10 protein-coding genes are annotated in these 14,205 nt (G+C 57.5%); 2 read left to right on the top strand and 8 right to left on the bottom strand.

What is annotated here, in order from left to right:
* Nucleotides 1–76: 76 nt before the first annotated feature.
* Complete coding sequence (fbp, locus tag L384_RS12905; RefSeq protein ID WP_003856070.1) at nucleotides 77–1,075, top strand: class 1 fructose-bisphosphatase; 999 nt, start codon at nucleotides 77–79, stop codon at nucleotides 1,073–1,075.
* A gap of 40 nt (nucleotides 1,076–1,115) precedes the next feature.
* Here fbp and L384_RS12910 read toward each other — a convergent pair whose 3' ends face one another.
* The 5 genes from L384_RS12910 to ytfQ all read right to left on the bottom strand — a co-directional run bounded on the left by L384_RS12910 (nucleotide 1,116) and on the right by ytfQ (nucleotide 7,393).
* Complete coding sequence (locus L384_RS12910; RefSeq protein ID WP_023315279.1) at nucleotides 1,116–2,684, bottom strand: methyl-accepting chemotaxis protein; 1,569 nt, start codon at nucleotides 2,682–2,684, stop codon at nucleotides 1,116–1,118.
* 93 nt (nucleotides 2,685–2,777) lie between these two features.
* On the bottom strand, nucleotides 2,778–3,779 hold the full coding sequence (gene yjfF / locus L384_RS12915) for a galactofuranose ABC transporter, permease protein YjfF (RefSeq protein ID WP_023302976.1): 1,002 nt from the start codon (nucleotides 3,777–3,779) through the stop codon (nucleotides 2,778–2,780).
* A complete protein-coding gene (gene ytfT / locus L384_RS12920; protein WP_161353898.1) occupies nucleotides 3,766–4,791 on the bottom strand; it encodes a galactofuranose ABC transporter, ATP-binding protein YtfT in 1,026 nt (341 codons plus the stop codon). The genes yjfF and ytfT overlap by 14 nt, the downstream gene beginning before the upstream one ends.
* A gap of 10 nt (nucleotides 4,792–4,801) precedes the next feature.
* Nucleotides 4,802–6,304 carry a galactofuranose ABC transporter, ATP-binding protein YtfR gene (gene ytfR / locus L384_RS12925; RefSeq protein ID WP_017383923.1) on the bottom strand — a complete coding sequence of 501 codons (1,503 nt, stop codon included), beginning with the start codon at nucleotides 6,302–6,304 and terminating at the stop codon, nucleotides 4,802–4,804.
* A gap of 132 nt (nucleotides 6,305–6,436) precedes the next feature.
* The gene (ytfQ, locus tag L384_RS12930) at nucleotides 6,437–7,393 is read right to left on the bottom strand and encodes a galactofuranose ABC transporter substrate-binding protein YtfQ (RefSeq protein ID WP_017383924.1); all 957 of its coding nucleotides are present in this window, start codon (nucleotides 7,391–7,393) and stop codon (nucleotides 6,437–6,439) included.
* A gap of 309 nt (nucleotides 7,394–7,702) precedes the next feature.
* Here ytfQ and ppa point away from each other — a divergent pair, with 309 nt between their 5' ends.
* Nucleotides 7,703–8,233: an inorganic diphosphatase gene (gene ppa, locus L384_RS12935; RefSeq protein WP_006810347.1), complete on the top strand. Its 531-nt coding sequence runs from the start codon at nucleotides 7,703–7,705 to the stop codon at nucleotides 8,231–8,233.
* Between the two features lie 117 nt (nucleotides 8,234–8,350).
* On the opposite strand, the gene L384_RS12940 is transcribed toward ppa, so the two are convergent.
* The 3 genes from L384_RS12940 to tamA are packed head-to-tail and all read right to left on the bottom strand — an operon-like array spanning nucleotide 8,351 to nucleotide 14,204.
* Nucleotides 8,351–8,695, bottom strand: coding sequence for a gamma-glutamylcyclotransferase family protein (locus L384_RS12940; RefSeq protein WP_017383925.1), 345 nt, complete (start codon nucleotides 8,693–8,695; stop codon nucleotides 8,351–8,353).
* Nucleotides 8,696–8,697: 2 nt separating this feature from the next.
* Nucleotides 8,698–12,474, bottom strand: a complete 3,777-nt coding sequence (gene tamB / locus L384_RS12945; protein ID WP_023324058.1) for an autotransporter assembly complex protein TamB — start codon at nucleotides 12,472–12,474, stop codon at nucleotides 8,698–8,700.
* Nucleotides 12,471–14,204 carry an autotransporter assembly complex protein TamA gene (tamA, locus tag L384_RS12950; RefSeq protein ID WP_023324057.1) on the bottom strand — a complete coding sequence of 578 codons (1,734 nt, stop codon included), beginning with the start codon at nucleotides 14,202–14,204 and terminating at the stop codon, nucleotides 12,471–12,473. The genes tamB and tamA overlap by 4 nt, the downstream gene beginning before the upstream one ends.
* Nucleotide 14,205: the final 1 nt, after the last annotated feature.

Below are 14,205 nucleotides of genomic sequence, written 5' to 3'. Positions count from 1 at the left end.
GCGCTAATATTTGAATGTTTGTTAAGATTGTTGGACATCAACCGCTTTACTCAACATAAGATGCAGGGAAAGTGTTATGAAAACGTTAGGTGAATTTATTGTCGAAAAGCAGCACGAGTTCTCTCATGCTACGGGTGAGCTCACTGCTTTGCTGTCGGCAATAAAGCTGGGCGCTAAGATCATCCACCGCGATATCAACAAGGCCGGTCTGGTCGATATCCTGGGTGCCAGCGGTGCCGAGAACGTTCAGGGTGAGGTTCAGCAGAAACTCGACCTGTTCGCCAATGAAAAACTGAAAGCTGCACTGCGCGCGCGCGACATCGTTGCGGGTATCGCCTCTGAAGAAGAAGATGAGATCGTCGTATTCGAAGGGTGTGAACACGCGAAATACGTTGTTCTGATGGATCCGCTGGACGGCTCCTCCAACATCGACGTTAACGTTTCTGTCGGTACCATTTTCTCCATCTACCGTCGCGTCACGCCGGTTGGTACGCCGGTGACGGAAGAAGACTTCCTGCAACCGGGCAGTAAACAGGTTGCTGCCGGTTATGTGGTGTATGGCTCGTCCACCATGCTGGTGTACACCACCGGCTGCGGCGTACACGCCTTTACCTACGATCCGTCCCTGGGCGTATTCTGCCTGTGCCAGGAGCGTATGCGCTTCCCGGAGAAGGGCAACACCTACTCCATCAACGAAGGCAACTACATCAAATTCCCGAACGGCGTGAAGAAGTACATCAAATTCTGCCAGGAAGAGGATAAAGCCACCCAGCGCCCGTACACCTCACGCTATATCGGCTCGCTGGTGGCGGATTTCCACCGTAACCTGCTGAAGGGCGGTATTTACCTCTACCCAAGCACCGCCAGCCACCCGGACGGAAAACTGCGTCTGCTGTACGAGTGCAACCCAATGGCATTCCTGGCCGAACAGGCAGGCGGCAAGGCGAGCGACGGTAAAGAGCGTATTCTGGATATCGTGCCAGAAAGCCTGCACCAGCGCCGTTCCTTCTTCGTCGGCAACCGCCATATGGTGGATGACGTTGAACGCATGATCCGCGAATTCCCGGACGCGTAACGCACGAAAAGGGGAGCCCGTCAGGCTCCCCTTTTTTTCGTCATGCCGTTTGCGTCGTCAATTTGAAGGAGGCCATCGCTTCCATCAGCTCGCGAGACTGCTCCTCCAGGGAACGTGTTGCCGCAGATGATTGCTGGACCAGCGCCGCATTTTGCTGCGCCGTTTCATCCATCTGATTGACAGCGATATTCACCTGCTCAATACCGCGGCTTTGCTCCTGAGAGGCCGTCGCAATTTCACGCATCAGTTTGGTCATACGCAGTACTTCGGTGGCGATCTCGTCCATCGTCTCACCGGCCTGCTGCGCCAGCTCGCTGCCCTCGTTCACGTGGGTTTGCGAATCGCTGATAAGCGAGCGGATCTCTTTCGCCGCATCAGCACTGCGGCTGGCGAGATTACGCACCTCACCCGCCACGACCGCAAAACCTCGCCCCTGCTCACCCGCACGCGCCGCTTCAACGGAGGCGTTCAGCGCCAGAATATTGGTCTGGAAGGCAATGCCGTCGATGACGCTCAGGATATCGGCGATGCGTGCCGAGCTGCCGGAGATGTCGCGCATCTTCTCAATGACATAGCAGACCATTTCGCTGCCGTGATCGGCGGTATCGGAGACCGACTTCGCCAGTTGGTGCGCCTGCTCGGCGTTATCGGCGTTAAGTTTCACCGTGGCGGTGATCTCTTCCATGCTGGCGGCCGTCTGCTCCAGCGAGGTGGCGGTGGATTCCGTGCGCTGAGCCAGGTTCATATTCCCGGCCGTCAGCTCGCGGCTGCCGGTATCAATCTGCGAGCTGGCGTCACGCACCCGCAGAACGGAGTCCATCAGCGACTGGCGCATCCCTTCGATCGCCGCGTTAAGGCGATTAAATTCCTGGCTCGCCGGCGCGTTCAGGGTATGGGTTAAATCCCCGGCCGCCACATGTTCCAGCTGGGCAATCGAGGCTGAAAGCGGCTCGAGCAGCATATGGCGCAGAACCAGCCAGGCCAGCACGATAATGCCAGCCGTCAGCAGCGCCGCGACGATAATCAGGATCAGCACGCGGGTTTTACTCGCCTGCACGGCGCTCACCTCCGCTTTGCCGCGCGCCTCGCTCCATGCCTGGAACGCCTGCATATCGTTATCAAACTGCTTCGCCACCGGGACCAGCTTGTTTTCCAGCAGATCGTAATAGCTGTCCGCGCTTTGCTCGTTCAGGGCTTTCAGCATCGGGCTGATACCCTGCTGGTTGTACACCGCCAGGCTCGCGGCGACGTTATCCAGCAGCTTTTGCCCCTGCTCATCCGCCACGCCGCTGCCGATCACGTCCTTCAGCGTTTTCTGTGCCAGCGCCACTTCCTGGTTAATGGTTTTGACCGCCCTGGCCGCATCGTCCAGCAGGCCGACCTCCATCATGCGGACGGCCTGCCCCGCTTCGTTACGCGCGCGCAGGATCAGCGTATAGCCGGCATTCAGCTGCACCATCTGTTCACCCTGAAGATGATTGATGCGCTGGAGAGAAGCGGAACTTTGTGTAAGGGCATAAATGCCGATGCCGCTGACAATCAGCAGCAGAAGGGTCATAACGGCCAGTAAAGAGAGCAAGCCGGTACGAATCGATAGCGTTTTAAGCATGATGTTATTTCCGGTAGCGAGATATTTCTGGGCATAAAAAAAGAGTATCGGCCGCTACCGGAAAATGTTTAGAGTTTAAGCAATTTCAGCATGTTATCGCCCTGTTACAGAGGTATTCACCCGGGTAACAGGCGAGCTCTGGCGGTTCTCCCACAGCACCGTCAGGCCGCGCTGGAGCGCGATAAAAATAAACAGCAGAATGCCGATGGCGATTTTGGTCCACCAGGAGCTGAGCGTGCCGTCGAAGTTGATATAGGTCTGAATCAGCCCCTGGATCGCCACGCCAAACAGCGTGCCGAGCACCGTCCCCACCCCGCCGCTGAGCAGCGTACCGCCAATCACCACCGAGGCAATGGCGTCCAGCTCAACGCCCACCCCCGCCAGCGCATAGCCTGCCTGGGTATAAACCGAGAATACAATCCCCGCGAGCGTGGCCAGCCCGGTCGAAAGCATGTAGATGCGGATAGTGGTGCTGCGCGTGGAAATTCCCATCAGGTTCGCGGACGTGGCGCTGCCGCCAATGGCATAAACCTGGTTACCAAACCGGGTACGGTGGGCGAGGAAGATCCCGATCACCACCACGCCCAGCATCAGCAGCCCCATTGCGCTCAGGCGCCCCCCGCCGGGGATTTTCCACGCCAGGCTGGAGAGCGTGTCGTAGATCGGGTGGTTAATGGGAATTGACTCCTCCGACACCAGATAGCTCACGCCGCGCAGGAAGAACATCCCGGCGAGGGTGATAATAAAGGCCGGGATTTTCAGCGCATCGATCAAAAGCCCCATAAAGGCGCCGAACGCGCAGCCCATGACCAGCACCAGCGGAAAAGCCAGCAGCGGCGAAATCCCCCAAAAGCCAATCGCCTTGGCAAGGAACACGCCAGTAAAGGCGATCACCGACCCAACGGAGAGATCGATCCCGCCGGAGAGGATCACAAACGTCATGCCGACGGCGATAATGCCTAAAAAGGCATTGTCGGTCAGGATGTTGCAAATCACCCGCGTGGAGGCGAAGCCCGGGAACTGGGTCAGGCAGTAAAGGTATCCCAGCACGAACACGCCCAGCGTGATCATTAACGGCAAATTACGTTTTATCATGACCGCGGAACCTCTTAATGAGAGTGATAAAGCGCGGCGACTGCACGATAAGCACGATAAGCACCACGACCGCTTTGACGACCTGATTCAGCTCCGGCTGGAACCCGGAGAGCAAAATACCGGTATTCATACCCTGAATAATCAACGCCCCCACCACCGAGAGCAGCAGATTAAAACGTCCGCCCATCAGCGATCCACCGCCGATAACCACCGCAAGGATTGCATCCAGCTCGAGCCAGAGTCCGGCGTTATTGGCATCCGCTCCGCGAATATCGGCGGCCACGATCACCCCGGCAATCGCAGCACAGACGCCACTCAGCACGTAAGTCAGCATCACCATCAGCCGCGTATTTACCCCGGCGTTTTTCGCGGCCCGAATGTTAATCCCCACCGCTTCGATGAACATCCCGAGCGCCGTTTTGCGGGTGAAAAGCCAGAACACCACCAGCGTCACCAGCGCGACGATCACCGGCGTCGGGAAGAACAGAAAATTACCGCTGCCGATCCACGCCAGGCTTGGGGAGTTAAAGGTGACGATTTGACCGGAGGTGATAAGCTGCGCCACACCGCGCCCGGCCACCATCAAAATCAACGTCGCGACAAACGGCTGGATCTTGAGCACCGCGACCAGAATGCCGTTCCACAGCCCGGCTAGCACGCCGGAGCCCAGCGCGGCCAGCAGAACCACCGGCAGGCTGTGCCCGGCGACGGTCATCGAGGCGGCGGTGGCGCCCGCAATCGCCATTACCGCACCGACGGAGAGGTCGATCCCGCCGGTGGCAATGACCAGCGTCATACCAATCGCCAGCAGCGCCACGGGCGCGGCACGGTTTAAGATGTCGATCGGGCTACCAAACAGGCGGCCATCCTGCACGACGATCTGGAAAAAATGCGGAGCCACCAGGCTATCCACCAGCAGCACCAGCAGCAGCGCCACGATTTGCGGCGTGCCGGTCGGCCAGCTGAAGCGGCGCTTCGCTTCGCCAGTTTGCGAAAGAGAACGGGACATCACATTTGACTCCTTACGCCGCGATGGCATTCATGATCGCCGGAACCGACAGTTTATCCAGCGGGATCTCTGCCACCTGCCTGCGATCGCGCATGATGATGACGCGATCGGCATAGCCGACCAGCTCCTCCAGCTCAGACGAGATCACCAGCAGCGCCAGACCGTCGGCGCAGAGCGTTTCGATAAGCCGGATGATTTCGGCGTGCGCGCCCACGTCGATACCGCGCGTGGGCTCGTCGAGGATCAGGAATTGCGGCTTGGTGAGCAGCCAGCGCGAGAGCAACACCTTCTGCTGATTACCGCCCGAGAGGAACTCGATGGGCTGTTCCGCGCTCGGGGTACGTATACCGAGCTGGCGGATGAAGCGCTCGGCAATCGCGTTCTGCTCGCGCTTAGGGATCGGACGCAGCCAGCCGCGCTGGGCCTGTAGCGCCAGAATGATGTTTTCCCGCACCGAGGCGGCGGCAATAATACCGTCCGTTTTCCTGTCCTCCGGGCAGAAGCCCACGCCGAGGCACGACGCCTGATGCGGTGAACGTAGCGTTTGTGGTTTGCCTTTGATCAGCGCCGTTCCGCTGTCGGCAGGTTTGATCCCGAAGATGACTTCGGCGGTTTCGGTGCGCCCGGAGCCTAACAGACCCGCCAGTCCCACAATTTCACCGGGGCGTACCTCGAGGTTAAACGGCGCGATGGTCCCTTTTCTGCCGTAATCGTGAAACGCGGCGATCGGTTTTTCGCTCAGCAGCGTACGGCCCGCGCGCTGAAGCGCGTTGGTCTCCAGCTCGCGGCCCAGCATCATTTTGACCAGCTCTATCTGCGGCAGCTCGCGGGTTTCCCGGCAGCCGACAAAGCTGCCGTTGCGCAGCACCGTAATACGGTCGCTCACCTCGTAAACCTGATCGAGGAAATGCGTCACGAAAATCAGGCTAACGCCCTGATTACGCAGCTGGCGCATCAGGGTAAAAAGCATCTCCACTTCCTGGGTATCGAGGCTGGCGGTGGGTTCATCGAGGATCAGCACTTTCGCCGAGAGATCGATAGCGCGACAGATCGCCACGATCTGCTGCATCGCCACGGAGAAACGGTTCAGCGGTTCGCGCACGTCGAGAGAGAAGCCATACGATTCCATCAGCTTCGCGGCGCGCGCTTCCATCTCTTTGCGGCGCAGCAGGCCAAAACGTCTGGGCTCGCGGCCAATAAACAGGTTATCCGCTACCGACATGTTTGGCAGCAGGTTTACTTCCTGGTAGACCGTGCCGATCCCCAGTTGCTGGGCATGTGCGGTGTTTTTGGGCGAAATGGCGTTACCTTCCAGCCAGATAGCGCCGCGATCGGCGTGATAGACCCCGGTCAGGGTTTTAATCAGCGTCGACTTCCCCGCCCCGTTTTCGCCGAGCAACGCCATGATCTCCCCCCGCCGCAGGCTGAAATCAACGTTATCCAGCGCCTTAACGCCAGGGAAAAATTTACTCAGGCCCTCTGTGCGAAGGATTTCCTGGTGTTGTTCGGTGGTCATGGTTTCCCCCTCACCCTGACCCTCTCCCCGGAGGGGAGAGGGGACTATGTCGTGCCCATCTTTAATTTTCTGCCCAACCCGCCCTTTTCCCTCTCCCCTCCGGGGAGAGGGCTAGGGTGAGGGGGCGAGGGCTTAGTAGCCCATATTTTTCTTCTTCTCTAACTCTTCTTTCGCCGTGTCCGGCAGGTAGAGCGTGGATTTGGTGATGGTCAACTTCTCAGGCTGGGTGCCGTCTTTCTTGAATTTCTCCAGCGCATCGAATGCCGGGCCCGCCATATTTGGCGTCAGCTCCACGCTGGCGTTCGCTTCGCCGTCAATCATTGCTTTGTAGATGTCCGGTACGCCGTCGATCGAGCCGGTGAGGATATCTTTGCCCGGCTTCAGGCCCGCTTCTTTGATGGCCTGAATGGCGCCGATCACCATGTCGTCGTTGTGGGCGTAAACCATGCAAATATTTTTGCCGTTATTTTCTGCCTTGATGAAGCTTTCCATGACCTCTTTACCCTTGCTGCGGGTGAAGTCGCCGGACTGAGAACGGATGATTTTGATGTTTGGTGCTTTGGCGATGGCCTCCGCGAAACCTTTCTTACGGTCGATAGCCACGCTCGCTCCGACGGTGCCCTGCAACTCAACCACGTTACACGGCTTGCCATCCACCTGCTTCACCAGCCAGTCACCAATCAGTTTGCCTTCCAGCACGTTATCGGCGGTGACGGTGGTCATATAGAGAGATTTGTCTTTTACGTCGATGGAACGGTCGAGCAGGAAGACCGGAATTTCAGCATCTTTGGCTTCCTTCAGCACCGGCTCCCAGCCCGTAGCGACAACCGGGGCAATAAAGATGGCATCCACGCCCTGAGCGATAAACGAGCGCACCGCTTTAATCTGGTTCTCTTGCTTTTGCTGACCATCGGCGATTTTCAGCGTAATACCGCGCTTTTCGGCCTCACTTTTCGCCACATTCGTTTCAGCGGCGCGCCAGCCGGATTCAGATCCGACTTGCGAAAATCCCACGGTTAAAGGTGCGGCCATCGCCATAGACGACATGGCTGCCGAAACTGCTGTAACAAGAAGTAAGCGCTTCCACATATGAACGTCCTCGTAGGGTAGGTTATTGTTGGTTAAAAGATGTTCCGCGGATGAACTATAGCCAATGGAATATGTTACGGATTGCGTTACATCACACTTCAGAAAAGTGAATAAAACGTTAATCACAAGTTTGTAATCGCTTTCATTTCAACATTTAAAATGCGGCTGAGTTTATGGATTATCCTGTCATGGAAACGGTCTGAAAAGTGAAGGCGCGAGGGAGAGAAGTCGAAAACAGGCGGAGACTTTCAGCGCCAGTTGGCTATAATACCTGCCACTTGTTTACCATCCATTTTAAAGGACACCGACATGAGCTTACTCAACGTCCCTGCGGGTAAAGAACTGCCAGAAGACATCTACGTTGTGATCGAAATCCCGGCCAACGCAGATCCAATCAAATACGAAATCGACAAAGACACCGGTGCGCTGTTCGTTGACCGTTTCATGTCTACCGCCATGTTCTATCCGTGCAACTACGGCTACATCAACCACACTCTGTCTCTGGACGGTGACCCGGTTGACGTACTGGTCCCGACGCCATACCCATTGCAGCCAGGCTCCGTCATTCGCTGCCGTCCTGTTGGCGTGCTGAAAATGACTGACGAAGCGGGTGAAGATGCGAAACTGGTTGCTGTACCGCACACCAAGCTGAGCAAAGAGTACGATCACATTAAAGATGTGAACGACCTGCCAGAGCTGCTGAAAGCGCAGATCGCCCACTTCTTCGAGCACTACAAAGATCTCGAAAAAGGCAAATGGGTTAAAGTTGAAGGCTGGGATAACGCAGAAGCGGCGAAAGCAGAAATCATCGCCTCTTTCGAGCGTGCTGCTAAGAAGTAATTCTTACTGCTGATACTAAGCCCCGCGCGTCGGGGCTTTTTTGTGCCTTTCGATCCCGGTAACCCGTGCGAATGGGCGCAAAAAAACAACGCCACCTTACGGTGGCGTTGTCGTTTTTCAGAACTGGTCTCTGTCTAACCAGTTACCGCTTTCAATCAGCGTTAACCCGTCGACCGAACGTTGGTACACGTACATCCATGCACTGCCGTAAGGCGTCTGGATCAACTGGCGAGCGTATTCACCGCCCCTGGTGCGCAAGGCATCAAGTTCGGCCAGCGTGGCATTATCAATACGATAAACCTCACCCTGTACCGTTCCGTTCCCCGGAACTGCGCCTGGATAGTGGCCCAGACTGTACAACTGGTAGTTTTCGATTGTGTAATTTCCCAGCAACTGGGCGTTGGTCATCCAGTGGCTGTTGCCTTGCCTGGTTCGTAAACTGCCGTAAACAAATATTCGCATTGCTAAAACTCAAACTGATAGAGCAGATCAAGTGCCTGGTCTACGCCGGACACTGCTTCCAGATATAGCTTAGGCATCAGGCGATAACGTAACGTGAGTGTAGCCAGTGAGTCAAAGATCCCCACGCCATATTTTACCTGTAGACCCGGCAGTACATAGCCGCTGACCACTACCTGCGAAGAGTCACCCACGCCCTGAGTGTCCAGCGCCAGATTGCTTACGCCAAACGTCTCGCCGATTTTACCCACAACCTGACCACTTTGTGCAACCCCCAGACCGACTAACATTGATGTCATTGCCGCACCATCGCCCTGTTGGCTATCCAGACCCTGGCCGCGCAGCAGGTAAGAGAGCGCTTCCTGTTGCGACATGGCCGGGTCAGAGAAGATCTCTGCCTTAGGTTCATCGGCGGAGCCCGTCACGCGCACGCCCGCAATCACATCATCTTCGGTGGCTTCCGGGTTACGTATCGCTTCGATATTGAGTACCGGCTGATCCGGTGGACCGGAGAACAGCAGCTCGCCTTTACGCACAATCAAATCCTGACCGTAGGCATGGAAGCGCCCTTCAGGAATATTGATTTGTCCATTGAGGCCAAGCCCCTGTTGATCCTGCGCCACTTTCAGGTCACCCGTGAGTCTCGCCTTCAGCCCAAACGCGTCCAAACGCACGTTATTCCCCACGTGCACGATAAGATTACTATTGATCGGTATGCCCGCGCTCTTCTGTTCAACAGGTTTCAGATTTTCATTGAGCATAACTTCATCACTGGAGACGCCAACCGCGCTTTCCGGCACTTCGTGAACCACGATGCGCGCCCACGGTACGTCAACACGGCCGTCCAGGGTGAAGAGACTCGGCGTTGCCTCAAAGACCACGTCTGGCGACACGTCCAGGCGCACCATCGGCGGTACCGTGATACGCACCCTGCTGCCCTTGGCCGCAATACGGGCGCGCCAGTTGTCGAGCTGGCTCCAGTCTGCGTCACCGCTCAGGTTGATTTGTCCCTGCTGCGTCAGCACTGAGCCACTGAGGGTTGAGCTTTGGCCGTTAAAGTTCATCGTCAGCTGGCTTGGCTGCATATCGAACGGCATAAAGTTACCGTCAATGTCCACGCCGTTTAACCGCATCTGGCCAAACAGCTGCGGGCTTTGCGCATCCCCCGCCAGACGCAGGTTGGCGCTGAGCATCCCCGCCGCCTTTTCTCCCCGCGAGAAGATCGGATTCACCATCGCCAGGTTGAAGTTGCGAATATTGACGTTGCCGCCGAGATTGCGCCGCCCTTGCGGATCGGTAATTTGCACCTGTCCGTCAAACTGACCGTTGTTGGTCAGGCGGATCAGCCATCCCAGTTCAGCACGATTGTTACGCAGGTCAGCGTTCACATTCAGGGTGTCGAACGCTACCGGCAGCGGCGCGTCATTGACCTCCTGCGTCACCTTCACGTTACGCCCGGAGAGCGTAACGCTGCCCTGCGGCAGCCCCTCTTTGGTGGTGTCCCACGCGACGTCCGCTTTACCGCTGAAGACCCCGCTGGCCTGGGTGGTTTCCGGCATAAACGGTTTCAGCATTGCCAGGTCGAAACGGTTGAGGTTGATCTGCGCGCGTCCTTCCGCGCCCGCATCAATGGTCTGCGGCACGCACAGCTCAGCATTCGGGTTGGTCCAGCAGTGTGGCCCAATGCTTAACTTTTGCTCCGCATTGCGGTAGTCCAGCGCGATGGATCGGGACAGCACCAGCGGGCCGACCGGCGTGCTGAAGCGGGTGTTATCCAGTACGCCCTTCCAGCGCGTTGCCTGGCGGTCAAAACTGCCCGTCAGGTGCAGCTGCCCGGAGACCGGCTCGCCCTGCACGCGCAGCTGGAGATCGTGCTGCTTTTCGTTACCTTTTGCCGCCAGCGTGACCAGACTGATGTTCACGTCCGGCTGGGAGATACGCTCCACGCGCAGATCCAGGTTTCCGCCGATCTGATCGGTCGATTTCACGTCCCCTTCGACGCGCACGCGGGCAATGGAAAGTTCCTGCCAGCGCAGGTTATTAGCGGTGATGTCCGCCAGCAGCTGCGGTGCCTCCACCGTACCGCGAACCTTCACTAACCCCTTCGCCGTGCCGCCAAGACCCGGCAGGGCGTTATCGAGATTTGGCGCGTCGATGGTGGCATCCAGATCGAGATCTTTCACCCCCAGCTCGCCTTTGATATCTGCCGTGTTGCGGCCCAGCGCCACGTGCAGGCCCGGGATCACCCACTGGAGATAGCTGTTGCCCTTAAGCGAGCCCTCTACGTTGACTTTGTTCTGCTTCACGTTGCCGGTGAGCTTGAGTTCCGGCACGTCCATCTGCCAGGTGCCACCGTACAGGCTACCGCGGGTTTTGATCAGGCCATCCAGTTTTGACGGCCAGTCCGGGACCTCTTTAGCGGTGTTGATCCCGGTCAGCTTCAGCTCGCCGCGCCAGCTGATCGCCTGCTGCCAGTCGAGCAGCGCGGTCAGCTCTGTTTTTCCTTCCAGCGCCGCCACGGTCAGCTTGTCGAGGTTAACCTGCAACTCGTTACCCTTCGCATCCAGGGTGATATCGGCGGGCGGTACCCCCTGCCCCTTCACTGCCGTGCGGAACGACAGCGTGTAGTCGGTCATTTTGCCACTCAGCTTCAGCTTCAGATCGTCAGCCTGGAACTGTTTTTCGCCGGTGAACGGCCAGTAAAGCTGCTTGCTGACAACCTCAAGGTTGAGCGGTAAACCGGCCTCTGCCAGCTGGGTTTGCCCGCGCAGCACCATATCCACCGGTCCGGAAAGGTTCACGCCGAACTCCAGCTTCTCACGCAGCGCGCCGCCGACCTTCACCTTCACCTTTTCGCCCTTCAGCGGATCGATGTTCAGGGCGCTGTTCAGCGTAATATCAACCGGCCAGTTGTCGCGCAGCTGCGCGTTGCCTGAGGCGTTCACCGAGCCCTGACTGGAGTCGATATCCAGCGCGTCGAGCTTCATGTTGCCGTCGATGCTGCTGACTTTAAGCAGCATGTTGAAGACTGTCAGATCGGTATCACCCGTCAGACGCAGCTGCTCGCCCTTAAACTCTTCGATATTGAGGTTCAGCGGCAGATGCACGTCGGTCATCTCCGGCAGAACCGGTTTCGAGAAGAGATCTTTCAGCGTTTCGCCCAGCGGTTTTTCTTCCGGCTGCGGGTTCTGGATCTTCGGCTCGACGATCTCTTCCTGCGCCACGTCGGCCACCTTCGGCAGCGCAATCAGCAGCCCTTGCAGGGAGGTTGGGGTCAGGGTGAGGTTTTTCTCCTGCCAGCGCAGACCGGAGGTGAAATCCATCACGGATACCGTCGTATCGTCGATTTTGATATTGACGTTATCCAGCGCAACCCGGTAGAGCGCAATCGGGTACGGCGTGGAGAGATTCAGCGGGCCGCTGTCCTCTTCTTCGACAGGCTCAGACTTCGGCATTTTTTTGGAATCTATCGCCACGTTAACGTCTTTTAGCGACAGATCGTTTACGCACAGCTGGCTGTCACGCAGGCAGCCGAGCTTGACCGCCAGATGAAACTCGCCCGCGTTCACCGCCACGCCGGGCTGTTCGTAACGGATATTTTTCAGGCGCAGATCGCGCCAGCCGCCCGTCACCTGGCCGATTTCCAGCCCCGGCACCCAGCGGTTCGCGGCGTTAAACAGCAGATGCAGGCCCGTGGTGGTGCCCACCAGAAACGCCACCGTACCGAGCAGTAATACGATAAAAATCAGCACCCCGAGGCTTATCTTCTTCCATAAACTCATAATTCAGGCCCCAGACCGATGTAAAACTGTAAACCGTGTTCGTCTTTGTCGCCCACCGGAACGGCGAAATCGAGCTTGATTGGCCCGACCGGTGACTGCCAGCGCACGCCTACGCCCGCGCCGGTTTTGAAATCGCTGCGGCGGATATCGTTCACCGCTTCACCGCCGTCAACGAACATCGCCCCCCACCACTTGCCGCTGACGTTGTACTGGTACTCCAGCGAGCCGGTCGCCAGTTTTGACGCCCCGGTCAACTGGCCTTTGTCGTTTTCAGGTGAGATCGATTTGTACTTATACCCGCGAATGCTGCGGTCGCCCCCGGCGAAGAAGCGCAGATCCGGCGGGACGCGTTCGAAATCACCGGTTTCGATCCAGCCGAGATTACCGCGCATAACAAAGCGGTGTTTGTCGTACAGCGTGCGGATCCAGACGTTTTGCGCCTGAAAGACGGAGAAGTCTACGTCGGAGCCCCACGCAGTGTTGGAGTAATCGATGGAGTAGCGCTGAGAGTCGCCCCAGGTCGGCATCAGGCCACCGCGCGAGCGGGTACGGCTGATCATCACGCCCGGATAAAGCAGCATGGTGGTGTTGGTAACGTTTGCCTGGGTAAAGTGGTCGAGGCTCCAGCGCAGGTTAATGGCGCGCTGCCAGCCGCTGGAGAGATCCCAGAAGCGTGATACCGCAAGCGTCGTCGAGTCCTGCTCGGTATCGTTCAAATCGGTACGCTTAAAGCCGCCCTGCACGAGGTAGTATTGCTCAAGCGGATTTTTCAGCAGCGGCATTTTATAGCTGAAGTCCAGCTGCTGTTCAGGCGCAGACAGGCTCACGCTGGTGGTCAGGCTGTGGCCGTAGGAGTTCATCCACGGTTTTTTCCACGAGGCTTTCACGCGCGGGCCGACGTCCGTGGAGTAGCCGACACCGGTCTCAATGGTGTTTTCGGTGCGCGGAGAGACCACGCCATGCAGCGGTAACACTTTCGTTTTACGGGATTTTTCAAATTCCGGTGCTACCACCACGGAGTTAAACCAGCCCGTCGCGGACAAACGACGGTTCAGCTCGCCCAGATCGCTGGACTGGTAGTAGTCGCCCTTTTTAAACGGCACCAGGTTTTGCAGATACTCATCACGGATTTGCGATCCTTCGAAGGTCACATCGCCAAACCGGTAGCGCTCGCCGCTGTCGTAATCGATATCCCAGAATGCCTGACGTCGCTCAAGCGCAACGCCTAGCTGGCTTTTGTTGAACTGGCTGTCGAAGTAGCCTTTGCGCAGCGAAACGCTGGTTAATGATTTTTTAAAACGATCGTAATCCCCGTGATTGAGCACAGTGCCCACTTTCGGACGGGTGCTGAGCAGATCCAGGTAGTCACGATCCGTGCGCGCGCCGCCGCGCAGCACCACGTTCGTGCCGCCAATCAGGACGGGTTCGCCCGGCGAGACGCGGGCAATCAACACCTGACGTCCTTTTGCCGGCGGCGGGCGTAAATCGAAATCGATGGTGGGTTCGTAGTACCCCAACGCCTTTAAGCCTTCGCGAATGGCGTCATCCACGCGCGCGCGAAAACGCCGATCCGGCGTGACCTCATCGCTCTGGATAGTAGAAAGCTGCGCACGCACGTTTTTTTCCAGCGCCCCGGATAACCCCTCAACCTGCAAACGGACATTCGCCGCGCTGGCAATCCCGCTGGTCAGCAGTAAGCTGAATAAACATAACTGGCGGATCTTTGTCACG

Source organism: Enterobacter sp. MGH 38 (assembly GCF_000492855.1).
Lineage (GTDB): Bacteria > Pseudomonadota > Gammaproteobacteria > Enterobacterales > Enterobacteriaceae > Enterobacter > Enterobacter hormaechei_C.
Note: the sequence above shows the minus strand (reverse complement) of the source record. Positions and strands in the feature narration are given on the sequence as shown.

Excerpts from the sequence above, each read along its gene's own strand:
- fbp (WP_003856070.1), top strand. The coding sequence starts at position 77 with ATGAAAACGTTAGGTGAATTTATTGTCGAAAAGCAGCACGAGTTCTCT.
- L384_RS12910 (WP_023315279.1), bottom strand. The coding sequence starts at position 2,684 with ATGCTTAAAACGCTATCGATTCGTACCGGCTTGCTCTCTTTACTGGCC.
- yjfF (WP_023302976.1), bottom strand. The coding sequence starts at position 3,779 with ATGATAAAACGTAATTTGCCGTTAATGATCACGCTGGGCGTGTTCGTG.
- ytfR (WP_017383923.1), bottom strand. The coding sequence starts at position 6,304 with ATGACCACCGAACAACACCAGGAAATCCTTCGCACAGAGGGCCTGAGT.
- ytfQ (WP_017383924.1), bottom strand. The coding sequence starts at position 7,393 with ATGTGGAAGCGCTTACTTCTTGTTACAGCAGTTTCGGCAGCCATGTCG.
- ppa (WP_006810347.1), top strand. The coding sequence starts at position 7,703 with ATGAGCTTACTCAACGTCCCTGCGGGTAAAGAACTGCCAGAAGACATC.
- L384_RS12940 (WP_017383925.1), bottom strand. The coding sequence starts at position 8,695 with ATGCGAATATTTGTTTACGGCAGTTTACGAACCAGGCAAGGCAACAGC.
- tamB (WP_023324058.1), bottom strand. The coding sequence starts at position 12,474 with ATGAGTTTATGGAAGAAGATAAGCCTCGGGGTGCTGATTTTTATCGTA.